The organism is Qipengyuania sp. NPDC077410 (assembly GCF_044543405.1).
In the GTDB taxonomy this organism is placed as follows: domain Bacteria; phylum Pseudomonadota; class Alphaproteobacteria; order Sphingomonadales; family Sphingomonadaceae; genus Qipengyuania; species Qipengyuania pacifica.
In genome coordinates this window covers 968,403-991,258 of sequence record NZ_JBITWB010000002.1, presented here as the reverse complement: position 1 = coordinate 991,258, position 22,856 = coordinate 968,403, and the positions used below count along the sequence as shown (strand labels likewise).

At 60.7% G+C, this 22,856-nt stretch carries 19 protein-coding genes and 2 tRNA genes; 14 read left to right on the top strand and 7 right to left on the bottom strand.

Going from position 1 to position 22,856, the window contains the following annotated elements; all coding sequences use genetic code 11:
• Nucleotides 1-47 precede the first annotated feature (47 nt).
• The 11 genes from recJ (at nucleotide 48) to phoB (ending at nucleotide 10,790) form a co-directional block, all read left to right on the top strand.
• Nucleotides 48-1,829, top strand: coding sequence for a single-stranded-DNA-specific exonuclease RecJ (gene recJ, locus ACIGGE_RS12770; protein ID WP_397490636.1), 1,782 nt, complete (start codon nucleotides 48-50; stop codon nucleotides 1,827-1,829).
• Between the two features lie 81 nt (nucleotides 1,830-1,910).
• Nucleotides 1,911-1,985, top strand: a tRNA-Glu gene (locus tag ACIGGE_RS12765).
• Between the two features lie 46 nt (nucleotides 1,986-2,031).
• Nucleotides 2,032-2,106: transfer RNA gene (locus tag ACIGGE_RS12760), tRNA-Glu, on the top strand.
• Nucleotides 2,107-2,171: 65 nt separating this feature from the next.
• Complete coding sequence (locus tag ACIGGE_RS12755) at nucleotides 2,172-3,359, top strand: sensor histidine kinase (RefSeq protein ID WP_397490635.1); 1,188 nt, start codon at nucleotides 2,172-2,174, stop codon at nucleotides 3,357-3,359.
• Between the two features lie 122 nt (nucleotides 3,360-3,481).
• Nucleotides 3,482-4,786: an OprO/OprP family phosphate-selective porin gene (locus ACIGGE_RS12750; RefSeq protein WP_397490634.1), complete on the top strand. Its 1,305-nt coding sequence runs from the start codon at nucleotides 3,482-3,484 to the stop codon at nucleotides 4,784-4,786.
• A gap of 92 nt (nucleotides 4,787-4,878) precedes the next feature.
• Nucleotides 4,879-5,919, top strand: a complete 1,041-nt coding sequence (locus ACIGGE_RS12745; protein ID WP_375245569.1) for a substrate-binding domain-containing protein — start codon at nucleotides 4,879-4,881, stop codon at nucleotides 5,917-5,919.
• Between the two features lie 15 nt (nucleotides 5,920-5,934).
• Nucleotides 5,935-7,320 carry a phosphate ABC transporter permease subunit PstC gene (pstC, locus tag ACIGGE_RS12740; protein WP_301642740.1) on the top strand — a complete coding sequence of 462 codons (1,386 nt, stop codon included), beginning with the start codon at nucleotides 5,935-5,937 and terminating at the stop codon, nucleotides 7,318-7,320.
• Nucleotides 7,313-8,563 (top strand): phosphate ABC transporter permease PstA, encoded by a 1,251-nt coding sequence (gene pstA, locus ACIGGE_RS12735; protein ID WP_103023363.1) that lies wholly within the window; start codon nucleotides 7,313-7,315, stop codon nucleotides 8,561-8,563. Before pstC ends, pstA begins: the two co-directional genes overlap by 8 nt.
• A gap of 38 nt (nucleotides 8,564-8,601) precedes the next feature.
• Nucleotides 8,602-9,348, top strand: coding sequence for a phosphate ABC transporter ATP-binding protein PstB (gene pstB, locus ACIGGE_RS12730; RefSeq protein ID WP_221598073.1), 747 nt, complete (start codon nucleotides 8,602-8,604; stop codon nucleotides 9,346-9,348).
• A gap of 13 nt (nucleotides 9,349-9,361) precedes the next feature.
• The gene (gene phoU, locus ACIGGE_RS12725) at nucleotides 9,362-10,033 is read left to right on the top strand and encodes a phosphate signaling complex protein PhoU (RefSeq protein WP_103023361.1); all 672 of its coding nucleotides are present in this window, start codon (nucleotides 9,362-9,364) and stop codon (nucleotides 10,031-10,033) included.
• Between the two features lie 70 nt (nucleotides 10,034-10,103).
• Entirely contained in the window at nucleotides 10,104-10,790 is a 687-nt protein-coding gene (gene phoB, locus ACIGGE_RS12720) for a phosphate regulon transcriptional regulator PhoB (protein WP_103023483.1), read from the top strand.
• Between the two features lie 4 nt (nucleotides 10,791-10,794).
• On the opposite strand, the gene ACIGGE_RS12715 is transcribed toward phoB, so the two are convergent.
• The 3 genes from ACIGGE_RS12715 to ACIGGE_RS12705 all read right to left on the bottom strand — a co-directional run bounded on the left by ACIGGE_RS12715 (nucleotide 10,795) and on the right by ACIGGE_RS12705 (nucleotide 14,337).
• Nucleotides 10,795-11,523 (bottom strand): extensin family protein, encoded by a 729-nt coding sequence (locus tag ACIGGE_RS12715; protein ID WP_397490633.1) that lies wholly within the window; start codon nucleotides 11,521-11,523, stop codon nucleotides 10,795-10,797.
• 127 nt (nucleotides 11,524-11,650) lie between these two features.
• Nucleotides 11,651-13,096, bottom strand: a complete 1,446-nt coding sequence (locus ACIGGE_RS12710; protein WP_397490632.1) for a UdgX family uracil-DNA binding protein — start codon at nucleotides 13,094-13,096, stop codon at nucleotides 11,651-11,653.
• Entirely contained in the window at nucleotides 13,093-14,337 is a 1,245-nt protein-coding gene (locus tag ACIGGE_RS12705) for a putative DNA modification/repair radical SAM protein (RefSeq protein WP_397490631.1), read from the bottom strand. The genes ACIGGE_RS12710 and ACIGGE_RS12705 overlap by 4 nt, the downstream gene beginning before the upstream one ends.
• 144 nt (nucleotides 14,338-14,481) lie before the next feature.
• Between ACIGGE_RS12705 and ACIGGE_RS12700 the strand changes: the two genes are divergently transcribed.
• Nucleotides 14,482-14,967 (top strand): pyridoxamine 5'-phosphate oxidase family protein, encoded by a 486-nt coding sequence (locus tag ACIGGE_RS12700; protein ID WP_196846261.1) that lies wholly within the window; start codon nucleotides 14,482-14,484, stop codon nucleotides 14,965-14,967.
• A 54-nt stretch (nucleotides 14,968-15,021) separates the two neighbouring features.
• Here ACIGGE_RS12700 and ACIGGE_RS12695 read toward each other — a convergent pair whose 3' ends face one another.
• Both ACIGGE_RS12695 and ACIGGE_RS12690 read right to left on the bottom strand, forming a co-directional pair.
• Nucleotides 15,022-16,602, bottom strand: coding sequence for an amino acid permease (locus tag ACIGGE_RS12695; protein ID WP_397490630.1), 1,581 nt, complete (start codon nucleotides 16,600-16,602; stop codon nucleotides 15,022-15,024).
• A 103-nt stretch (nucleotides 16,603-16,705) separates the two neighbouring features.
• Complete coding sequence (locus ACIGGE_RS12690; protein ID WP_397490629.1) at nucleotides 16,706-18,136, bottom strand: sodium-dependent transporter; 1,431 nt, start codon at nucleotides 18,134-18,136, stop codon at nucleotides 16,706-16,708.
• A gap of 128 nt (nucleotides 18,137-18,264) precedes the next feature.
• Between ACIGGE_RS12690 and panB the strand changes: the two genes are divergently transcribed.
• Nucleotides 18,265-19,137, top strand: coding sequence for a 3-methyl-2-oxobutanoate hydroxymethyltransferase (gene panB, locus ACIGGE_RS12685; RefSeq protein ID WP_103023354.1), 873 nt, complete (start codon nucleotides 18,265-18,267; stop codon nucleotides 19,135-19,137).
• Between the two features lie 17 nt (nucleotides 19,138-19,154).
• Nucleotides 19,155-20,225, top strand: coding sequence for a DUF475 domain-containing protein (locus ACIGGE_RS12680; protein WP_103023353.1), 1,071 nt, complete (start codon nucleotides 19,155-19,157; stop codon nucleotides 20,223-20,225).
• Here the strand turns inward: ACIGGE_RS12680 and ACIGGE_RS12675 are convergent.
• Together ACIGGE_RS12675 and ACIGGE_RS12670 are read right to left on the bottom strand one after the other, a co-directional pair.
• A complete protein-coding gene (locus ACIGGE_RS12675) occupies nucleotides 20,155-21,159 on the bottom strand; it encodes a bile acid:sodium symporter family protein (RefSeq protein ID WP_397490628.1) in 1,005 nt (334 codons plus the stop codon). The genes ACIGGE_RS12680 and ACIGGE_RS12675 overlap by 71 nt on opposite strands.
• 41 nt (nucleotides 21,160-21,200) lie before the next feature.
• Nucleotides 21,201-22,832, bottom strand: coding sequence for a tetratricopeptide repeat protein (locus ACIGGE_RS12670; protein ID WP_397490627.1), 1,632 nt, complete (start codon nucleotides 22,830-22,832; stop codon nucleotides 21,201-21,203).
• Nucleotides 22,833-22,856: the final 24 nt, after the last annotated feature.

Here is a 22,856-nt window from a genome sequence, read left to right as displayed (position 1 = left end):
AATGCATGCACCTTTCGCATCGTCGGCCGACAGAGTATTGCCGGGCCATGCCATCACAGGCCCTTTCCAACGTATTCGGTGTATCCACTTCCCTCACGGGGCGCGCCTGGTGCTGGCGAGGCGGCAATATGGAACTCGGCAACGCCCCTTCGCTCGGCGATAATATCGTGCGACAGCTCCTGTTGTCGCGCGGGGTCGCACCGCAGGATATCGACCGCCACCTGACCCCCACATTACGCAACTTCCTGCCCGACCCATCGCTTTTTCGCGATATGGACACCGCGGCGGACCGGATCGGACAGGCTGTCCTTTCCGGCGAAAAGATCACTATCTACGGCGATTACGATGTCGATGGCGCGACCAGTTCCGCGCTGCTGATCCGGCTGTTGCGCGATCTCGGCGTGGAGGCCGGCTATTATATTCCGGATCGACTGCTCGAAGGATACGGCCCATCGGGCGAGGCGCTGGTCAAACTGGGCGAGGAAGGTTCGAGCCTGATCGTCACAGTCGATTGCGGCGCGATGGCGCATGAGGCGCTGGGCATGGCGCATGATGCAGGCATCGATGTAATCGTCGTCGATCATCACAAATGCTCTCCCGACCTCCCCAAAACGGTTGCGCTGGTCAATCCGAACCGGCTCGATGAGGAAGACGAGGCTGCATCCCATGGCCATCTGGCCGCAGTCGGTGTCGCGTTCCTGCTCGCCATCGCCGTAGTGCGGACATTGCGGAACCGCAGCTACTTCGAAAATCGCAAGGAGCCAGACCTGCTGGCGCTCCTGGATGTGGTGGCGCTAGGCACTGTGGCTGACGTAGCGGCTCTGCACGGCCTCAATCGCGCGTTCGTGGCGCAAGGCCTGAAAGTCATGGCGAAGCGCGACAACATCGGCATGGCCGCGTTGATCGATGCCAGTCGGCTCAAGCGCGCCCCGGCCTGTTCCGATCTCGGCTTCGCACTTGGTCCCAGAATCAATGCTGGCGGACGGGTCGGCGAATCGACATTGGGCGTTCGGCTGCTGACGACGCGCGATCCCGACGAGGCGCGGGAAATTGCTGCTCAGCTTTCGGCCCTGAACGATGAACGCCGCGCGATCGAGGCGGCTGTTCAGGAAGCTGCCGAAGAACAGCTAGCCGCCCAGCACAATCGTGCCGTCCATCTTGTTGCGGGCGAAGGGTGGCATCCGGGCGTCATCGGTATCGTGGCTGGTCGCATCAAGGAAAAGACCGGCAAGCCAGCGCTTGTGATCGCTCTCGACGGGCAAACCGGCAAAGGGTCGGGACGCTCGATTACCGGAGTGGATCTGGGTGCAGCGATCATCCGCGCACGAAGCGAAGGGATGCTCGTTGCAGGCGGAGGGCATGCCATGGCGGCGGGCTTGACTGTCGATAGCGACCAGATCGAACGATTTGCAGACTGGCTCGATTCCACTCTGGAAGGACAGGTTGCGCGGGCCACGGCGAGCCGCGAAATGGCGCTCGATCTTTCGGTGGCGCCTGGCGGCCTGACACCGGAACTGGTCAATTCACTCGAAGAAGCCGGCCCTTACGGGGTGGGCTGGCCCGGACCGCGCATTGCCGTAGGCCCGGTGCGGCTGGTCAAATGCGATATTGTCGGCACCGATCACGTCCGGCTGATCGCTGCTGGCGACGATGGAAAGAGCTTCAAGGGAATCGCCTTCCGTGCCGCAGAGAGCGAAATGGGCCAGGCCCTGCTGCACGCATCGAAGGGGCGCAAACTGTGGCTCGCCGGGCGTGTGAAGATCGACGATTGGGGCAGCCGTCCCCAGGCGGAGCTTCACCTTGAAGACGCTGCTTGGGCGGATCGATAATATTGCGTGCATTCCAGGGTTGACGACCCGCACCCCCGCGCCTAATTGCCCCGCCACGCCACCGACCCGCCGAGCGGGCGTGGCCCGTTCGTCTAGCGGTTAGGACGCGGCCCTTTCACGGCTGAAACACGGGTTCGATTCCCGTACGGGTCACCACGGTGGTGGTATTGCTTCTGCAATCCGCGAAAAGCGCCACTCCTGTGGCCCGTTCGTCTAGCGGTTAGGACGCGGCCCTTTCACGGCTGAAACACGGGTTCGATTCCCGTACGGGTCACCACTTCCACAATCTTGGAAACAAAGCAGGTGGCGCACATCGTCGCGGCCCGCTAAGCCGCGACCGCGATGAGCGAGCCGAGCTTCCCCTGGTCAGGATTTGTGCTGGCGTTCGTCGCCTGCATCATTCTCGCGACTCTCGGCGTAGATCTGATCTACGTCGGGCTCGTCCTGCTGGTATGGGTTGGTTCTCTCTATCTCGTGGCTGCCCGCCCCCCCGAAGCAAAGGCTGCCCCTGCCGGCCCGGCCTTTACGCGCGACAACATGGCAGACCTCTTCGAACATTCCGAAACGCCGGTGGTCATCACCGAACGAGACCGGGTCATCATTGCAAACCTTTCGGCGCGCACCCTGCTCGGCAGCCATATCGTCGGGCAGGATGTACGAATGGCTCTGCGCCAGCCCGAAGCAATCCGATTGCTCGCGCGCGATAGCGAAGGCGGGGCAGTTGTCCGCGGTCTCAATCGCCGTACCGATATCTGGCGGATCAATCGCAAGACCCTGCCCGGTGGGCTGGCCGTTATCGAGTTCGTGAACAAGACGGCCGAAGCGGATATTTCGCGGGCGCACACGGATTTCGTCGCCAATGCCAGCCACGAGCTGCGGACGCCATTGGCTTCGATTATCGGTTACGTCGAAACATTGCGCGAAGACGTCGAAAGCCTTGAACCGAAAATGGCCGACAAGTTTCTCGGTACGATCCAGCGCGAGGCGAAGCGTCTGCAGGATCTCGTCAGCGACCTTATGTCCCTGTCGCGAATCGAGGCTGAGAAGCACGACCTGCCCAGCGATACGCTCGAACTATCGAAACTGGCGGAACGTGCGGCCAGCGATGCAGCCAATGGCGAACGATCGGGTCTGCTCGATTTCGAATCAACCGGAGCGTTCCCGGTCCGTGGCGACCGGCAACAACTCGAACAGCTTGTTCGCAATCTCGTCGATAATGGATTCAAATACGGCGCATCGGATCAACCTCTAGCCGTCCGCCTGCATCCACAGGGCGAAAATCGGGTCCGCTTGACGGTCACTGATCGCGGAGAAGGCATCGCTGCAGAACATATCCCTCACCTTACCCGGCGGTTCTATCGCACCGATCCCGGCCGCAGCCGCGCGTCCGGGGGAACAGGGCTTGGTCTCGCGATCGTGAAGCACATCGTCGAACGGCATCGCGGACGGCTGGATATCGACAGCACGCTTGGCGAAGGTACGCGGGTTACGGTAGTTCTGCCGCTTGAGAAAGATGACACGGCCGAGTGATCGATTGATCGCGCGTTTTCAGTGGACACTCATTTCGATTGGCATGTGTCACAGAAGTGTAATTTCCCGGTCATAGGGGCGTCGCTAGATCGTAATCTTCCGTCCGAAAAAGAGCTGCACCAATGGCTGTTCTCAACCGAGTGATATTGCCGGCTAGCTTGTTCGCCCTATTCCTGGCGAGCCCGGCTTACGCGCAGAACAATTCCGTTTCGACCGTCAAGGTCGCGGCTGCGCGTCCTCAACTTGCGATTACGAAGTCTCGGACCAAAATGCCGGTCGGCAAGATCAAGGTGACGCAGAACGCGGCGTATGAAACGCAGGGCGCACCGGCCCCTACCGGCAAGAGCAAGGATAACGGCTGGAGCTTCGAACCGCATGGACGGCTGATGCTCGATGGCGGTTTCATAGATGCCCCCGCATCGACTGGCGTGGACGACGGGTTCGCTCACGAGGTCCGTCGTGCACGTCTGGGTGCAGCGGGGGATATCCCCGGCGGGTTCGGCTATAAGGTGGAACTGGGCTTCGTGAACAAGATAGGCGAAGTCTTCGACGCCGACCTTTCTTACACGACCGGCCCGGTGGAAATTATCGTCGGTCAACACAACAGCTTCCAGTCTCTCGAAGAACTGACCAGCAGCCTGCACACGTCTTTTATCGAACGGGCCGCCTTCACCGACGCCTTCGATCTGCGGCGCAAACTTGGCGTTTCGGCCACCTATTCGAAGGATGCCCTGCTCATTCAAGGCGGGTTCTTCACCGACAACATCGAAGATACGGCCGACGATAACCGCGGCGTCGATATCCGCGCGGTCTACATGCCCAAGACAGGTGCGACCCAATGGCATATCGGCGGATCGTTTCATTACAACGATCTTGGCCAGCCCGACGCGACGGTCAGATATCGTCAGCGCCCACTTGTCCATTTTACGGAAAAGCGCTTCCTCGACACGCGCAGGATCGCTGCACAGAGCGAGACCAGTTTGGGTGTGGAGACAGCGGTGGTCCGGGGACGCTTTCACGCCGCCGCAGAGGGTTACTGGCAATTTGTCGATGTCACCAGCACTGCGAACGATCCCGGATTCTTCGGCGGTTCCGTCGAAGCGGGTGTGTTCCTGACGAAGGATTCGCGGACCTACAAAAAAGGCAAATTCGATCGCGTCAAACCCAATGCGCCGCTGGGCAAAGGCGGAATCGGCTCGGTCCAGTTCAACGTTCGCTACGACCACCTGGATCTGAACGATGCCGGCATACTCGGCGGCAAGCAGGCCGGATATTTCGCATCGCTGATCTGGAAGCCGACAGCCTATACCCTTTTGCTCGTGAACTACGGACGTCTCCACTACACCGATGCCGCTATTCCCGCTGTCGACGGTGACACCAATTACGATGTCGACGTCCTCGGCGTGCGTGCCCAGGTCGATTTCTGATCGCAGGGCACGGTCCAAGTCAAATATCTGTCGCAACCATGTAATATAGAAGCGCTTTGGCGCAGCTAGCTATCAATCCCCGAGGGCATCCCATGACCAAGACAAAATCTTTCATCTTCGCTGCCGTATCCGCCGTTGCTCTTGCTGCCTGTGGCGGCGCCGATGGCGGCTCGCGCGATTCCATTCGTGCAGTCGGTTCTTCGACGGTCTTCCCCTTCGCCAAGGCGGTATCGGAATCCTTCGTTCGTACGCACCCCGATTTCCGTTCGCCGATTATCGAAGCGACCGGGACTGGTGGTGGCATGAAGCTCTTCTGCGCAGGTCTGGGGGCCAGCACCCCGGACATGACACATGCTTCGCGCCGCATGAAAGCCAGCGAATTCGCAGGTTGTCAGGCCAATGGTGTGACCGACATCATCGAAGTTCAGGTGGGCCTCGACGGCATCGCCTTCGCTTCGGCGAAGAACGGCATCACCATGAACCTGACACCGAAAATCGTTTACGAAGCTCTGGCAGCGTCGCCCTATGGCAAACCGCAAACCGCCAAGACCTGGTCCGATGTGGATCCCTCGCTGCCGGACCTGCCGATCCTGGTGTACGGCCCGCCTTCCACCTCCGGCACACGCGACGCGCTGAAAGAACTGGTTTTGGAAGCAGGCTGTGAAACCGATCCGAACATGGAAGCGCTGAAGGAAACCGACAAGGATCGTTTCGGCCAGCTCTGCACCGAAGTCCGGTCGGACGGCGCATATGTCGATCAGGGCGAGCAGGACAACCTGATCGTCCAGAAGATCGAAGGCAATCCCAATGCCGTCGGGATCTTCGGCTACAGCTACCTCGAAGAAAATTCGAACAAGGTTCAGGGCCTCCACATGAACGGCGTAGCCCCGACGTACGAAAACATCTCGAGCTTCGAATATCCGGGCGCCCGCCCGCTGTATGTCTACGTCAAGAAAGCGCATCTCGATGCGATTCCTGGCCTGAAGCAATATCTCGCCGAGTGGACGAAGATGTGGGCAAAGGATGGCGATCTGGCCAAGATTGGTCTTGTCGCCTCGCCTGACGACGTTATGGCGGCCAACCAGAAAGCAGCCACAGAGTTCACCACGCTCGACGGCGCGCAGCTCAAGTAAGGTCTGAATACACTTATGTCGCCCGCCATTCTGCTTCTCCTGGCCCTCGGGCTCGGGCTTGCCGGATGGCTGGCGGCCCGTGCGCGTGCGTGGACCTTCCGCCGGTCCAGCGCCGATGGCCGCATTGCCAGCCTCCCGAACTATCATGCCTGGTATGTCGCCCTGTGGGTGGTTCTACCGGTTCTGGCATTCGTTGCCTTGTGGAGCGCGATCGCGCCCGGTCTGGTCAGCCAGTCCGTGCTCGCCAGCCCCGCAGCGGCGGAGCTTCCTTCCTTCGGGTTCCAGCGCCAGACGATCCTCAACGAAGCGCGGGCCGTGGCTACCGGTGCAGCACCCGGCGTGTTCAATCCGCAGGCCGCCGGTCTGGTCGAACCGTTTCGCGATGCCTTGTCCCACTATAATCTGATCGGCGTCGTCGTAACACTGCTGATCGCGTTCCTGGGGGGCGTCTGGGCATTCCTGCGCCTCAAGCCCGATTTTGCGGCCCGTTCGAAGGTCGAGAGAATCGTGATGGCGATCCTGTTGGGCGCTTCGTTGGTCGCGATCCTCACCACGCTCGGCATTCTCGCCAGCCTGATATTCGAAACCATCCGCTTCTTCGGGATGGTCTCGCCGATCGATTTTCTGTTCGGTACGCACTGGGGCCCAGACCCCATGGCCAATGCCGCCAACCCCGACAGCAGTCGCTACGGCGCGGTGCCCCTCTTCTGGGGGACGTTGTTCATCGGCGCGATCATCGCAATGATCGTGGCCATCCCCCTCGGCTTGATGAGCGCGATCTATCTGACGCAATATGCCGACCCGGCCCTGCGCAAATGGATCAAGCCTGCGCTTGAAATCCTCGCCGGTGTGCCGACCGTGGTTTACGGTTATTTCGCCGCGCTGACCATTGCTCCGGCCATCCGCAACATCGCCATCTCTCTAGGCGCGACGAACCCGTCCAGCGAAAGTGCGCTTGCCGCAGGCCTGGTGATGGGCGTGATGATCATTCCCTTCGTTTCGTCCATGGCTGACGACAGCATTGCCGCGGTGCCCCAATCCATGCGTGACGGAAGTCTCGCCATGGGGGCGACGACGAACGAAACCATCCGCCGCGTCCTCGTACCCGCGGCCCTGCCCGGCATCGTTGCCGGTATCATGCTCGCTGTCAGCCGTGCGATCGGTGAAACGATGATCGTGGTGATGGCCGCATCGACTGCCGCCAATCTCACTGCCAACCCACTCGAATCGATGACCACGGTCACTGTGCAGATCGTGGCCATGCTTACAGGCGAAGGAAGTTTCGATCATCCCGCCACTCTGAGCGCCTTTGCGCTAGGGTTTGTCCTGTTCATGGTCACCTTGGGCCTCAACTTTATCGCACTCCGCGTCGTCAAGAGGTACCGCGAAGCTTATGACTGAGCGTCTCGATCCCACGCGCCAGGCCGCTTTCGAAGCTCGCCTGAAGAAACGCTACGCTGCGGAACGTCGCTTCAAGGCATTTGGCCTTGGCGCGATCCTGTTCTCGGTCGCCGTGTTGCTGTTCCTGCTCGGGACGATGACGCTCAACGGCATCGGCGGTTTCCAGCGCGTCGAGCTCGAAGTTCCGATCGACTTCACACAGGCCGGCATCGCGGCAGATCCCGCAACCATGGATCAACCGGGCGCAATCCAAACCCTCGAAGCGCAAGGGCTGCGCGACGTCGTTCAGTATTTCGCGCAGGAAAATCTCGGCGAAGAAGCGGCTTCTCAGCTTGGCGGTCAGGCCTGGCGCGATGTTGCCGACGAAATCATCGGCAATCCTTCCGTCCTGCAGACCCAGGCAAGTTTCTGGCTACCGGCATCTGCGAGTCTCGCTTCTGGTTATCAGGGCGAAGGTTCGCCTGAAATGCGGGCGCTGGCCGCGCAGCTTTCCGAACGCGGGCAGATCGCAAAACGGTTCGATGCCGGGTTCCTGACCCGTTCGGACGCCACCAACCCACAGCAGGTGGGTATCTGGGGCGCGCTGAAGGGCTCGATCCTGACCATGCTCATCACCCTTGCGCTGGCCTTCCCGATCGGTGTCCTCGCTGCGCTCTACTTGGAAGAGTATGCACCCAAAAACCGGTGGACGGACGTGATCGAACTGTCGATCAACAATCTGGCGGCGGTTCCATCGATCATCTTCGGTCTGCTTGGCCTTGCCGTATTTCTGACCCTATTTCCGAACCTGCGATCCGCGCCGATCATCGGCGGCATGACGCTGGCGTTGATGACGATGCCCGTTATCGTCATCGCCGGACGCAACGCGATCAAGGCCGTACCGCCCAGCATTCGCGACGGTGCGCTGGCCGTCGGCGCATCGCCCGTACAGGTGGTCTTCCACCATGTCCTGCCGCTCGCCCTTCCCGGCATACTTACCGGTACCATTATCGGCATGGCCCGCGCTCTGGGCGAAACGGCACCACTGCTGATGATCGGCATGCGCGCTTTCGTCGCGACCCCGCCCGATGGATTTACATCGCCGGCAACCGTCTTGCCAATGCAGATTTTCCTCTGGTCGGACGAAATCGACCGCGGCTTCGTGGAACGCACGAGTGCGGCAATCATCGTATTATTGTTGTTCCTGCTCGTCATGAACGGGCTCGCCATCTACCTGCGTAACAAATTCGAGAAAACCTGGTGACCGTAGTCCACGACAACCTCGAGAAGACCGAAGCCAAGATGAGCGCCAAGGCGGTTTCCGTCTTCTATGGCGACAAGAAGGCTATCGACGAGGTCTCGATCGATATTCCGACCCAGTATGTGACGGCGTTCATCGGTCCATCCGGTTGCGGCAAGTCGACCTTCCTGCGCACGCTCAACCGTATGAACGACACGATCCCTTCGGCCCGCGTCGAAGGTGAGATCGAACTGGATGGCCGGGACATATACCGCTCCGGCATGGATGTGGTGCAATTGCGCGCACGGGTGGGCATGGTTTTCCAGAAACCCAATCCATTCCCCAAATCGATCTACGAAAACATCGCCTACGGCCCGAAGATCCACGGCCTGGCCGAGGGCAAGGACGAACTCGATGCCATCGTCGAAAAATCGCTCAGGCGCGCGGGCCTGTGGGAAGAAGTGAAGGATCGCCTTCAGGATAGCGGAACCGCCCTGTCAGGGGGGCAACAACAACGTCTTTGTATCGCCCGCGCTATCGCGGTTGATCCGGAAGTGATCCTGATGGACGAACCCTGCTCGGCCCTCGATCCGATCGCGACTGCCAAGATCGAGGAATTGATTGCCGAACTCAATGGCCGTTATGCCATCGTGATCGTTACCCATTCCATGCAGCAAGCCGCACGTGTCAGTCAGCGTACCGCCTTCTTCCACTTGGGAAAAATGGTGGAATATGGTCGTACTTCTGACATATTTACCAATCCGCACGAACAGCGCACCCAGGATTACATCACTGGACGCTACGGATAAGGCCATGAATTCGATGCAAGAACACACTGTAAAGGCCTTCGACGAAGATATTACGCGGCTGCGCGGCCTTATCGCCGAAATGGGCGGGCTCGCCGAAGCGGCTGTCGAGCGTTCGCTCGAGGCCTTGGTCAAGGGCGACGACGAACTTGCCGACCTGGTCATCAAGGGCGACAAGAAGATCGACGCGCTCGAAACCGAGATCGACAAGCTCGCGGTCCGTATCATCGCCCTCCGCGCGCCAATGGCCGACGATCTGCGCGAAGTGATCGCCGCTCTCAAGATTGCCGGCGTCGTCGAACGGATCGGCGATTATTCGAAGAACATCGCCAAGGCGAGCAAGCAGATCGGCCCCAACCGCAAGCAGTTCGAACCGCTCACGCTGCTCCCCGCGATGGCCGAAGTCGCCGCGGAAATGGTTCACGATGTGTTGACCGCCTATGCCGCACGCGATGCCGAACTTGCCCGCGAAGTCATCGCGACGGATGAGAAGGTCGACGCTTTCTACAACTCGATTTTCCGCAACCTCGTCAGTCACATGGTGGAAAACCCTTCCACGATCTCGAGCGCGGCGCAGATGCTCTTCATCGCGCGCAATCTCGAACGTGTGGGCGATCATGCTACGAATGTTGCTGAAATGGTGCATTTCGCCGCAACCGGAAACTATCCGCCCGACGAGGACAGTTGACACAAAACTGTAGTTCAAAGGTCATAAAGCCATGCCGACCGAGATAGAGAACTCCCGGAAAGGCAAGGATTTGCACGCGGCCAAACTATTGCTGGTAGAGGACGATCCGGCCCTCTCCGAACTGCTCGAATATCGCTTCACCAATGAAGGCTACAACGTACGCACGACGTCGGATGGCGATGAAGCCCTGCTTCTCGCATCGGAAGACGTGCCGGACCTGGTTATCCTGGACTGGATGATCGAAGGTACCAGCGGGATCGAAGTCTGCCGCCGCTTGCGGCGGGACAAGGATACCGCGCATGTTCCGATCATCATGCTTACCGCGCGCGAGGCAGAGGATGATCGTATCCGCGGTCTCGATACCGGCGCGGACGATTACCTCACCAAACCCTTTTCGCCACGCGAACTTCTCGCGCGGGTTGCCGCTGTCATGCGGCGCATCCGCCCTGCCCTGGCGGGGGAAAGCATCGAAGTCGGCGATATCCTGCTCGATCCCGTAGCGCACAAGGTCACCCGCCGTGGCCGCACGCTGCAACTCGGACCGACCGAATACCGGCTGCTGAAATTCTTCATGGAAAGCCCGGGTCGGGTCTTCAGCCGTGGGCAATTGCTCGACGGCGTGTGGGGTACCGAAAGCGAAATCGAACTGCGAACGGTCGACGTACATATTCGCCGTTTGCGCAAGGCGATCGAGATCGAAGGCGCAAAGGATCCGGTTCGTACCGTCCGCAGCGCAGGTTACTCGCTGGAAGCGTAGCGACCTATCGGCAGACGCTGCGCCAGCGAGGGCTCATGTCGAGATGGAAATGATCGGCATGGGCCGCGTTGTAATCGGGTGACAGGACAGTCGAAAAACTGTCGCAGGCATCATCGCGCACCCTTCGCAGGAATTGGGCTTTATCGCTTTCTCCCGACCAGTCGTTCAGCACGCTGATCCGCGTGCCATCCGCAAGGACGAACCCCGCAATATCTATCGCGTTGGCAGTCGCGTGTTCACTCCAAGGACCGGAATCACGCCCGTAGAGACGGCGGCAGGAATACGCTCCAAGATGCTCTATACGCTGAATTTCCGAACCGAAGATTTCTTCGGCTAGCGGTGCCACTGCCTCGCGTTCCCACAACAGCAGCGCAATCGATGCCGAACATGTCACAGGCGGACTATTCGGCGACAACGGGAGCCCGGTAAGGACGGTACGGTCTTCCCGCCTGCAAGCACCTTCGCCCGCCGGCTCGAGTATTTCATGGACCACATCGCTTCGGTCGAGAACGCCCCGGCATTCGGCCACATCCTCACGCAGAGATTGCAACTTGGCTTCCGTCGCCCACCCCACAGGATCGCGTAGGTCCAGTGGCGCCCAGGGGTCATGCTCGGGATGTTCGGCTAGCCACACGCGGCCAGCTATCAGCAGGCTGGCCAAGATCAGGAATACCAGAACCCGGCGGTCACCGGTGAACTTGCCGATGCGTTTGGAAAAATGCGCCTTTACCATCGATATTCCAACACGTCGCCCTTCCCGATGGTACTCGGCTGCTACCTATGTTTCTAAGTAGCTGTGGTCGCGGCAAATTGTTCCTCACCTAACGATGCTTGCACAGAACCGGCGTGGTGGATGCGGGTCACGCTCGCTGAGCGATTTCCTCGAGACGTTGTCGCACCGCCCGCAGGTCGTTGTCGAACAAGCGCACCTGTTCATCCCTGGCGGCCCCATCAAGACGCAGCAGATAGGATGGGTGCGCTGTCACCCACAACTCACTGCCGTCCTCTAGCTGGATCGGTGCGCCCCGAGCCTTGGAAATACTGACCGTTTTACCGAGCATGCCCCGTGCTGCACTGGCCCCCATCGCCAGCACCAGTTTCGGCTGAACGATCGCTCTTTCGCTTTCCATCCACCACCGACACGTATCGATTTCCTTTGCCGCCGGGCTCTGGTGAATGCGCCGTTTTCCGCGCTGAACATATTTGAAATGCTTTACGGCGTTGGTGACGTAAGCCGCGTTGCGATCGATCCCCGCCGTTTGCAGATGATCGTCGAGCAATTGTCCCGCTGGGCCGACGAAAGGTCGGCCTTTGATATCCTCCTGATCGCCCGGCTGTTCGCCCACAATCATCAAGGCAGCGTCCTGCGGCCCTTCGCCCATGACGGCGTGATTATCCAGCAATCCGATCGGGCATTTGCGACAGGCTGATATAGCCTTGTCGATCGCGGCTAAAGTCTCCGGCCGCTCGTCGAATTCCAGCGCTCCCTTCTCGACCATTTTCGCCTCACGGGATTGGGCCCCTGCGACGAGCTCGGGAATTAGCGCCGCTTCAGGCATGTTCTTCCAGTATTTCTTCGGCATTTCTTTCAGCATCGCGCCGATCTTGAGACGCGCCGGATTGAAGATGGACGCGTAATAAGTGCGCCATAAATCCTCCATGGGATCGCCTTGCGGAGCATCGGAGCGCTCTGCCGCCGGCCCCTCGGTCATGGTTTCGCCGTCCCAGTGAAGGCTTCCGCGAGGCGTAAGGATGGACCAGCGCATATTGGCAAACCTGCGCATGAAGAAACCCGCATTGGCGCGCAGAATATGATGGTCAGGCTCGAACCAGGCGACGTATCGATCACCGCCTTCTGCCTCACCCGCTTCGACTAGGCGAAACCGCACAAATGCATGCATCTTGTGACTGTCGCGCCGAACATTCTTGTCGAGCTCCTCGACCTTGCGGACATCGTCGTCAGCCTTGTCCTCCATCATCCCGGGATTTGCCTGCAACCGCCATAACAGCCGGTACATCAGCGCGAACCGCTCCGGATCGGAATGAAGCGCGGCATTTCTTGCCAGATTCACGAACCGACGGTTGGCGCGTACAGGCGGAGCACCTGAAGTCGGCGCAGGAACACCATGCTCACCTTGCGCGAAAAGGTCGCCGCTCCCTCCTGGTTCGATCCAGGAAATACGATCGGGCGGAACCCGAGCCTGGATCAGTGCTCGCGCACAATCGCGCCAGAAATCGAAATCATCCGCTGCCGGCAGATGCACCACATGGAAACTGTCTGCGTGCGCGGCCTGGAGCATGGTCATGCCGAAAACAGCTCCAGCTGTTCGGTCTTGGGCGCGAGCATCGTGCGCAGGTCTGCCCGGTCCGTCAGCATTAAAGGACGCCAATCCACGGTGCAGATGAACGGTCGAACCTTGGTGATGGACAGCGTGAGCCGCGCCACATCGTCGAGCCGCAATGTCCGGTGTCTGCGACTGGCAAGGATCTTGTGAACCGCTTTTACGCCCAGGCCAGGCACGCGCAGCAATTGCTCCTTCGTGGCGCGATTTACATCTACGGGGAACTGCTCCCGAAACTTGAGCGCCCAGGCAAGCTTGGGATCGATATCCAGCGGCAGGTTTCCGTCTGCTTCTGTCGCCTGCATCACCTCGGCCGGCTTGTAGCCGTAAAACCGCATCAACCAGTCCGATTGATATAGCCTGTGTTCGCGGATCAATGGCGGCCGCTTCAACGGGAGAACCGCGCTCGCATCGGGAATGGGAGAAAACGCACTGTAATATACGCGACGCAGTTTGAAACTGTCGTAGAGTCGGCTCGCCTTACCCACGATATCGCTGTCCGTCGCCGTGTCCGCGCCAACGATCATCTGCGTGGATTGCCCCGCGGGGGCAAAACGCGGCGCATGTTTGAATTTCTTGCGCGCATCTTTCAGCTCGGCGATGTCGCTGGTCACCTTGCCCATCGCCCCTTCGATCTGTCCGGAATTCTTGTCCGGCGCGAGGCGGGTCAAGCCGCTATCGGTCGGCAGTTCCACATTGATCGAGACGCGATCGGCATACAGCCCGGCCTGATGCACGATTTCCGCATCTGCTTCGGGGATGGTCTTGAGATGGATATAACCGCGAAAATCATGTTCTTCGCGAAGGATGCGCGCCACTTCGACCAGCTGCTCCATCGTATGATTGGAGCTTTTGACGATGCCTGACGAAAGAAACAGCCCCTCGATATAATTACGCCGATAGAACGCCAGTGTCAGATCCACCACTTCCTGCGGCGTGAACCGGGCGCGCGCGACGTTCGAACTCTTGCGATTGATACAGTAATGGCAATCGAACACGCAGTAATTGGTCAGCAGGATTTTCAGCAGACTGATGCAGCGGCCGTCCGGCGCGTAGGCGTGACAAATGCCCATCCCCTCCGTCGACCCGATCCCCTTCCCGCCGACCGAATTGCGTTTCGACGTTCCCGAAGATGCGCAGGATGCATCGTATTTCGCCGCATCCGCGAGAATTTCGAGCTTCTGAAGGGTGGAGGCAGAGGCCATTTGTTCTATATATGTTCAACACATCCCGTTGCAAATATCGTTTGATATAATTCGCCCCCCTCTCCGTTTTCGCTGCATTCACCCGCGGGACCGAACAGACGTGTCGATCATTGCATGAAGACAAATCTCACGAGGAGTCGATCAATGAAACACGCCGAAGGAAATCCGGAAGACCTCAAGAAGAAGTTCTGGAAGTCGCTGGCAGACAGCCCATTTCTGTTCCTCCAGCTCACGAACGACAGCTCCACTGCGGTGCCGATGAGCCCGCAGCTCGACAAGGATGCCAACAGTTCGATCTGGTTCTTCACCCACACCAAGAGCGACTTTGCGAAACTGGGTTCCGCCACCGCGACCTTCGAAGGAAAGGGCCACGACATGTTTGCCCGCTTCAACGGCACGCTGGTGAAGGAAACCAGTCAGGAGCGGTTCGACCAGTTCTGGAATAATTTCATCGAAGCCTGGTACGATGGCGGCAAGACCGATCCCGATATCCTGTTCCTGCGCATGGATCTGGGCGATGCCGAAATCTGGGACGGCGACATCGGCCTCCTGAATACCGCGAAGATGGCATTGGGCATGACGGTCCACGACGAAGCGGAAAAACGCCACGTCGACACGGTCGATATCTGATCCGACCGTCTCTCGAATCGAAAAGGGGCGCCTCATCGGGCGCCCCTTCCTGTATCAGTCGTTCTTCCTGCCAGGCTCGATCGGCACCATCGTCTCGTCTCCGGCAACATCGTCAACCACTTCGACGATGCCCTGCCCCAGATGGCTGCGCCTGCGCGAATAGAGCACATAGATCACCACGCCGATAATCCCCCACCCCGGCAGGAACAGCATGGCGGCACTCGGCAGGTTGAAGAACAGCAGCACGCAGCCGATGATCGTCAGCGGCGCGATGACCCACACCATGGGCACCTTGAAGTGCCGCTTGCGCCCCGGATCCCTCACGCGCAGCACCATCACGGCCACTGCCACCATCAGGAAGGCATAGAGCGTACCCGCGTTCGAGATATCCGCCAGCTGACCGACCGGGAAGAATGCCGCCCCGATGGCCACGGCAAGACCGGTGATGATGGTCACGACATGCGGCGTCTTGAACCGTGGGTGCACCCGGCTCAGCCGTTCGGGCAGCAGTCCGTCCCGGCTCATCACGAAGAAGATGCGCGTCTGCCCGAAAATCAGCACCAGGATGACCGAAGGCAGCGCCAGGAAGGCTGCCAGCCCGATCGCATTGCCGAAGCCGGAAAAGCCCAGCATCTTGAGCACATGGGCCAGCGGTTCGTTCGAACAGACCAGCGCATCGGCATATTGCGGCATCGCACACTGGCGCGCCAGTTCGGGCGATCCCGCTTCCAGCGGAATGCCCATCGCATCCATGATTGGCTGCCCGCCGATAGTCCCGATGGCACCTGCGGCGACGAGGATGTAGAAGATCGTGCAGAACAGCAGCGATCCGACCAGTCCGATGGGCACGTTGCGCTGCGGGTTCTTGGTTTCCTCCGCTGCGGTCGAAACCGCATCGAAACCGACATAGGCGAAGAACATGGTCGCCGCCGCACCGACTGCGCCCACCCCGGTGCCCCAACCGCCGAAGACTCCGGCCGGCAGGAACGGGTTGAAATGCGACGCTTCGAATTCCGAACTCGTCAGCGTTATCGCCACGAACGCGGTCAGCGCCGTAACCTTCACGATGACGAGGACGGCATTGACCTTGGCGCTTTCGCTCGTGCCGATGACCAGCAGGCCCGTCACCAGCAGCGCGATCACCAGCGCAGGAAGGTTGATGAACCCGCCTGCGGCCCCGCCCAGAGCCAGCGGCCCTGCGCTCAACCAGGCGGGCAGATGAATCCCCAGTCCGCCCAGCACGGTCCCCGAGAAATAGCCCGACCAGCCTACCGACACCGCCGATGCGGCGATGGCGTATTCCATGATCAGCGCCCAGCCCACCGTCCAGGCGAAGAATTCACCTATGGTGGCGTAACTGTAGGTATAGGCCGATCCGGCGACCGGTATCATCGCGGCAATTTCGGCATAGCAGAGCGCGGCGACGATGCAGACGCCGCCGGCTATGGCGAAGGCGATCATCAGGCCGGGCCCGGCCTTTTGTGCCCCGACGGCGGTCAGCACGAAAATGCCTGTGCCGATAACGCAACCGATGCCCATCAGGGTGAGCTGGAACCAGCCAAGCGACCGGCTCAGCGACTTCTTCTCCGCTGCGGCCAGAATGGCGTCGAGCGGTTTTACTCTGTCGAAAATCATGCGGCCTATGGCCCCCCACAGGCCCGCCGCAGGACTACCCTGCTCCGCCAGCCGGACTACGGCAATTAAATGCTAATTCCTCGCCCGAAAAGCCGAATTCGTATCAAGTACCCAGAATTGAGGGAAACAGGCCGGTTGCAAGGATGATGGCGACCGCGAGCGGGCACAGCCACGCGATCAGGAAACGCCAAATGCCGAAGGCCAGCGGGGTCAGTCCCGTCGTGGTCAGCAGCAGGTTCTTGTCCGCTTTCCACCCGATGAAGATCGATGTCAGCAGCGCGCCGACCGGCAGCATCACCTTGCCGGTAAACCCATCGACCGTGTCCAGGATATCGGTATCCGCGAACAGGCTCCAGAAGCCCAGCGGGCGCACATCGGCCCACACATTGTAACCCAGCAGGCAGGCTATCCCCATCAGGAAGGCACCGCCGCCGAAGATTAGCGCCGATTTCGGGCGGCTCCAGCCACGCTCGCCGATGCCCCAGGCCGTCGGCACTTCCAGCAGCGAAATCGAACTGGTTACCGCCGCCACCAGGATGAGGACGAAAAACAGGAAACCGAACAGGGCGCCGCCCGGCATGGTCTGGAATGCGAAGGGCAAAGTCTGGAACACCAGCGTCGGCCCCGCTGCGGGATCGAGGCCCACAGCGAACACGATCGGGAAGATCATCAGGCCGGCCAGCAGAGCCACGCAGGTATCGGCAACCGCGATCAGGGCCGATGTCGGGCCAAGGCCACTGCCTTCCTTGATATAAGATCCGTAGGTTATCAGCCCGGCAACCCCCAGCGACAGCGAGAACAGGGCCTGCCCCAGGGCGGAATTCATGACCTGCGGGGTCAGCTTCGACCAGTCCGGCGTGAACAGGAATGCAGCGGCCTGGCCGATGTCGCCTTCGATGGCGCCATACAGCACCAGCCCGACCAGCAGGACGAAGAACATGGGCATCAGATAGGTCGCCGCCTTCTCGATACCCGAACTCACACCGCGCGCGACGATATAGAGCGTCAGTCCCATGAAGACGAAGTGGACGCCCAGCAGCAGACCGGGGCTGGCGAACATGTCGCTCAGCCGCTGCTGAATCTGATCCTGGCTTTCACCGGCCAGCGCGCCTCTGAAGGGGTCACCGGCCAGAATGGCCTGGACCAGATCGCCGCCCATGATGCCCGCGTAATAGAGCACCCAGCCCGCCACCACGGAATAAAACGAAACGATCAGGAACGCCGCCAGCGCGCCCACGCCGCCGAAAATCGCCCAGCTTGGCGATGCTTTGGACTGTGCGGCAACGCGCCGGATCGATCCCACGGCGTCCGTCTGTCCCGCCTTGCCGATGAAGACTTCGGACAGGACCAGCGGCAGACCCAGCAGGAACACGCAGGCGATATAGAAGATTACGAAGGCGCCGCCGCCACTTTCCCCGGCAAGTGTGGGGAAGCGCCAGATGTTCCCCAACCCCACTGCAGCCCCTACCGCAGCAAGGATGAATGCCGAACGCGAGGACCAGCCTTCGCTTGTCGAAGTGGTGGTTGCGACCATCGTTTTTACACCTCCCGGATCGCGACTATTGCTGCCGCGCGCATGAAATTTGCGCCCTTAGACACGGAATACCGTGGAATTCCAAGCTTCGCTTTGCCATCGTCCACGCGATTGCTACTGGAGCGACCATGTCTACAACCTTCCAGCTCGATACCAGCACCAGCCGTGCCAATCCCACACCGCAGCCGATGAAACGGCTTACCGTGCCCAAGATCCGGGCGCACAAGGCGGACGGGGAAACGCGTGAACCGCTGGTGATGCTCACGGCCTACACCGCGCGCCAGGCGCAACTGCTTGATGCGCATTGCGATATCCTGCTGGTGGGCGATTCTCTGGCGCAGGTCATCTACGGCCTGCCCACCACCATCCCCGTCACGCTCGACATGATGGCCAATCATGCCGCGGCCGTCGTGCGGGGCAGCTATCATTCGGTTGTCGTGGTCGACATGCCATTCGGCTCGTACGAACAGTCGCCCCAGCAGGCGTTCGAAAGCGCCACATTCCTGCTCAAGCAGTCCGGCGCAGCCGCGGTCAAGCTCGAAGGCGGCGAACAGATGGCCGAAACCGTGGCCTTCCTCAATCAGCGGGGAATTCCCGTCATGGGCCATGTCGGCCTCACCCCACAGGCGGTCAATGTGCTCGGTGGCTACGGCGCGCGCGGCCGCGACGATGCGGAAGCGACGAAGATCGTTGGCGATGCCCAGGCGCTCGACAAGGCAGGGGCCTTCGCCATCGTTCTGGAAGGCGTGCTCGAACCGATCGCGATAGAAGCGACGAAGACGGTCTCCTGCCCTACCATCGGCATCGGCGCTTCTGCCCAATGCGATGGGCAGGTCCTCGTGACCGAAGACATGCTGGGCATGTTCGATCGCGTCCCCCGCTTCGTGAAGAAGTATGAAGACATCGCCGGCGTCATCGAACGCACGGTGGTGAAATACGCCGAAGAAGTGCGTGCGCGCAGTTTCCCGACCTCCGATCAAACCTATCAGCCTAAAGGCTGACCAACCGAGCATCTCCCATGGAAACCATGCGCAAATACTACGCGTTCTCCTTCGCCTTTACCGCGGTCTGCTTTGCGCTGGCTGCATGGTATGGCTGGGCGAGCACCGGATCGATCACCGCCACCCTCGGCATTCTGTGGATCGTCCTTGTCCTCTCGATCCTCGAAGTTTCGCTCAGCTTCGATAATGCTGTCGTCAATGCCACCGTGCTGCGCGATATGGATCCGGTCTGGCAGCAGCGCTTCCTGACCATCGGGATCCTGATCGCGGTCTTCGGCATGCGCATCGTCTTTCCCATTGCGATCGTCGCCATCGCGGCAAAGGTCGGACCTCTCGAGGCGGTTTCCCTGTCCCTCAACAATCCCGCCGAATACGAACGCATCGTGTCCGATGCGCACATCGGCATTGCCGGTTTCGGCGGCGCCTTCCTGGCGATGGTGGGGATGACCTTCTTCTTCGACAACGACAAGGAAGTGCACTGGATCGCGGCGGTCGAAAAAACGATCAACAAATTCTCCAATGTTCCCGCGATCGAAATCGGGCTCGTGCTCGTGCTGGTCTACACGGTCTCGACCATGCTCGCGCCGGCCGATGCCATTACCTTCCTCACCGCTGCCATCCTCGGTCTCGTGACCTTCATTGCCGTGCACGCCATCGCGGCCCTGATCGAGGAACGCGAAGCGGCCAAGAAGGCCACGGGCGAAATCGTCAAATCAGGCCTCGGCGGTTTCCTCTATCTGGAAGTCCTCGACGCCAGCTTCAGCTTCGACGGCGTGATCGGCGCCTTCGCACTGTCGAACAACATGATCATCATCGCTCTGGGCCTGTCTGTCGGGGCAATGTTCGTCCGTTCGATGACGATCCATCTGGTGCGCACCGGCACGCTGGCCCAATATCGCTACCTTGAACACGGCGCGTTCTGGGCGATCATCGTGCTCGGGATCATCATGCTGCTGTCGGCCCGCTACCATATTCCGGAAACGATCACCGGACTGCTGGGCGCCGTTCTTATCGGGCTCAGCTTCGCGTGGTCGGTGCGGCACAATCGCCGCCATCCCGAAGATGCGATGACGCCGCCAGCCGACTAGCGATCGGCGCTGCCACCACCAGCTGGAACAGGTGATAGAGCAGCAGCGCCACCACGATGAATCCCGCCTGGTCGGCAGGGAACAGAATGGTGGCCAATGGCGCGCCCACTGCAGCGCTCTTCTGCGCGCCGGCAAACAGGAATGAAATGCTATCCGGGCGCGCAAGGCCAAGAGCTTTGCCCGTCAGCCATGCCCCGATGTTCGCGACGAACAGAAACGTTGCGACCAGCCCTGCGATACCCAGCCAGTCGAGCGCATCTACCCGCGTCCAGATACCCTGCTCTACCGCACCCGAAAACGCCACGTAGATCGCTGCCGAAATCACGAAGCGATCGACCCACACGATCTTTCCCTTGTGCCTGTTGGTGAACGCGACCGTCCGGCTTTGCAGTAACTGCCCGATGGCGAAGGGCAGCACCAGCAGCAGCATGATCTTGACGAAAGCGTCGATCCCCACATCCCCGCTGCCGCTCCCGCCCAGCGCGAGAAAGACAGGGACCGTCACGAACACACCAAGGATGTTGAGCAGCGCCGCGGCCACCACCGACAGCGCGACATTGCCCCCTGCCAGCGAGCTATAGGATGTCGCTGACTGGACGGTGGACGGCAGTACGCCCAGATACAGGAAACCCAGCGCCACGGATGGCGCGAGCCAGGCACTCGCTAGCGAAGACAGTGCCAGTCCGATCACCGCCATCGCGCCGAAGACCCACAAGATCAGGGGCAGCAGGAACCGCCAGTTGGCGACACCGGCCACGATGTCGCCGCGTGCTATCCGCATTCCGTTCAGCAGAAACAGGACGAAGATCGCGGCATTCGCCACCGCCTGGGCTACTCCCCGGGCGTCGCCTGTCGCAGGCAGCAGGGCGGCAAGCGCAATGGCGGTGACCAGCATGCGCAGCATGGGGTCCGACAGGACTGTTCTGAAACTCATGGACCGCCCTCTGCCGCGCCGTGGGGCGGGTGTCGAGAGGTTCAGATCGCTGTCACGGACCTCAACTTCGCTTCAAGTTCAATTCGCTTCGGGTCGTTCTCTGGCAGAACCGCGATGAGCGCGGAAATTGCATAGGGGTTCATCGGCTGCAATTCGTGCGCTGCCAGGGCGAAGGCCAGTGCCTCTTCCTGATCGCCCAGTTCCCGCGCCGCCACACTGCGCGCGGCCAGCACCCAGGGCACGCGCCCCATGCCGGATTGCATGGCATGATCCAGCAGCGGCACCGCCCTCGCCCATTTCCCTTCCGCTGCCAGGGCATCGGCCAGCATGGCGGCGGCCTCACCGTTCATCGGGTTACCCTGCACATATGTCTCGATCATACGCCGAGCATCTGCCGGGGTGTTCTGTACCCCGATCAAACGTATGATCAGCACCCATCCGCGTCTGATTTCGGCAGATCGCTCATAGGCCGTGCGCGCAGCCGCCCGATTACCCGATGCCAGTTCCGCGTCGCCCAGGATCGAAAACGCATCGGCCGAACCGGGAAACCGGCGCGCGAAATCCCGCGCCTTCGCCACACCCGCCGCCGGGTCTCCACGAGCAATCGCCGTCCGCACGAAATTGCGCGTCTCGACCCCGCCTCCCTCGTTCGAACTGTTTGTATTTACAGCAGGAAGTACCACCATGCCGCCTTGCGATACCGCCGCCAGATCAAGGAATTCGGCGGCCGTATCCCGGTCGCCCAGCGCTTCGTAGGCCCGCCCGATCAGCGTCCGCAGATACGCAGACCCGCCGTTCCCCGCAGCAGTCTCCGCAAACCGCGAAACCAGCTCCTGCTCCCCGCCACTGCGCGACAGCGCGTAAGCCAGCAAATCCCGAACCCTCCGGTTATCCGCCTGCCCCCCGCCATAAATTCGATCCAGAGCCCTCACCGCACTCGCATAGTTCTCCTCCTGCAAATCGATGATGGCCGATAGGATTTGCGCTGACGGGACCCTCCTTTCGACGAGGCTGGACCGTCCAAGAAGGTCGCGCGCCAATCGGAAATTTCCGCCCCGCGCCGCGATGACTGCCTGGATGAAAAGCCCCTGCGCTGTACCAACCGCGCTGCCGTCGCCCCCGCGCAGAACTCGAAGCGCCTCTGCCGCTTCCCCCACATCCCCAAGAGTAGCCGCAAGCTCGACGCGCAAAGTAACGTCGTCAGGCTGCCGCTCGACGGCATCGCGCAGGAAGCGAACGCCCGATCGCATACCTCGGGCATCGCGGATCAGCTGGCCACGAAATCGTAGCGCTCCGCCGTTCTCGGGATCCAGTTCCAATGCGCGCTCTACCGCCTGTGAAGCCTGCACCTGCTCGCCGCGACGATAGCGCAGCCGCCCGATTTCGACCCAAAGTTCAGCATTCGCCGGGTCTGCCTCGTAGGAACTGTCGAATGCTCGCGCTGCCGCGGCTAAATTGCCCTCGGCCATCTCGATGCGTCCCAGCAGCAAATGGCGCTCTGCGGCGGCCCCTGCGGGAAAATCCTCCCCTTCAAGCCAGTTTCGCGCGCCCGCGAAGTCTCCTTCCCCCAATGCAGCTTCCGCAAAGTCGAGCGAAACCTCTCGCCGGGGAACACCGGCAGCGAGCGCATGGTCGAGGTGAATTCTGGCGATGCCAGGGTTGCCGTTGGCCAATTCCACCCGCGCTTTATCGACCTC

Coding starts and splice junctions, on each gene's coding strand:
- ACIGGE_RS12700 (WP_196846261.1), top strand. CDS start 14,482: ATGAAACACGCCGAAGGAAATCCGGAAGACCTCAAGAAGAAGTTCTGG.
- ACIGGE_RS12695 (WP_397490630.1), bottom strand. CDS start 16,602: ATGATTTTCGACAGAGTAAAACCGCTCGACGCCATTCTGGCCGCAGCG.
- ACIGGE_RS12715 (WP_397490633.1), bottom strand. CDS start 11,523: ATGGTAAAGGCGCATTTTTCCAAACGCATCGGCAAGTTCACCGGTGAC.
- ACIGGE_RS12750 (WP_397490634.1), top strand. CDS start 3,482: ATGGCTGTTCTCAACCGAGTGATATTGCCGGCTAGCTTGTTCGCCCTA.
- panB (WP_103023354.1), top strand. CDS start 18,265: ATGTCTACAACCTTCCAGCTCGATACCAGCACCAGCCGTGCCAATCCC.
- pstB (WP_221598073.1), top strand. CDS start 8,602: ATGAGCGCCAAGGCGGTTTCCGTCTTCTATGGCGACAAGAAGGCTATC.
- phoU (WP_103023361.1), top strand. CDS start 9,362: ATGCAAGAACACACTGTAAAGGCCTTCGACGAAGATATTACGCGGCTG.
- ACIGGE_RS12710 (WP_397490632.1), bottom strand. CDS start 13,096: ATGACCATGCTCCAGGCCGCGCACGCAGACAGTTTCCATGTGGTGCAT.
- pstC (WP_301642740.1), top strand. CDS start 5,935: ATGTCGCCCGCCATTCTGCTTCTCCTGGCCCTCGGGCTCGGGCTTGCC.
- ACIGGE_RS12745 (WP_375245569.1), top strand. CDS start 4,879: ATGACCAAGACAAAATCTTTCATCTTCGCTGCCGTATCCGCCGTTGCT.
- pstA (WP_103023363.1), top strand. CDS start 7,313: ATGACTGAGCGTCTCGATCCCACGCGCCAGGCCGCTTTCGAAGCTCGC.
- ACIGGE_RS12690 (WP_397490629.1), bottom strand. CDS start 18,136: ATGGTCGCAACCACCACTTCGACAAGCGAAGGCTGGTCCTCGCGTTCG.
- ACIGGE_RS12680 (WP_103023353.1), top strand. CDS start 19,155: ATGGAAACCATGCGCAAATACTACGCGTTCTCCTTCGCCTTTACCGCG.
- recJ (WP_397490636.1), top strand. CDS start 48: ATGCCATCACAGGCCCTTTCCAACGTATTCGGTGTATCCACTTCCCTC.
- ACIGGE_RS12755 (WP_397490635.1), top strand. CDS start 2,172: ATGAGCGAGCCGAGCTTCCCCTGGTCAGGATTTGTGCTGGCGTTCGTC.
- ACIGGE_RS12705 (WP_397490631.1), bottom strand. CDS start 14,337: ATGGCCTCTGCCTCCACCCTTCAGAAGCTCGAAATTCTCGCGGATGCG.
- ACIGGE_RS12675 (WP_397490628.1), bottom strand. CDS start 21,159: ATGAGTTTCAGAACAGTCCTGTCGGACCCCATGCTGCGCATGCTGGTC.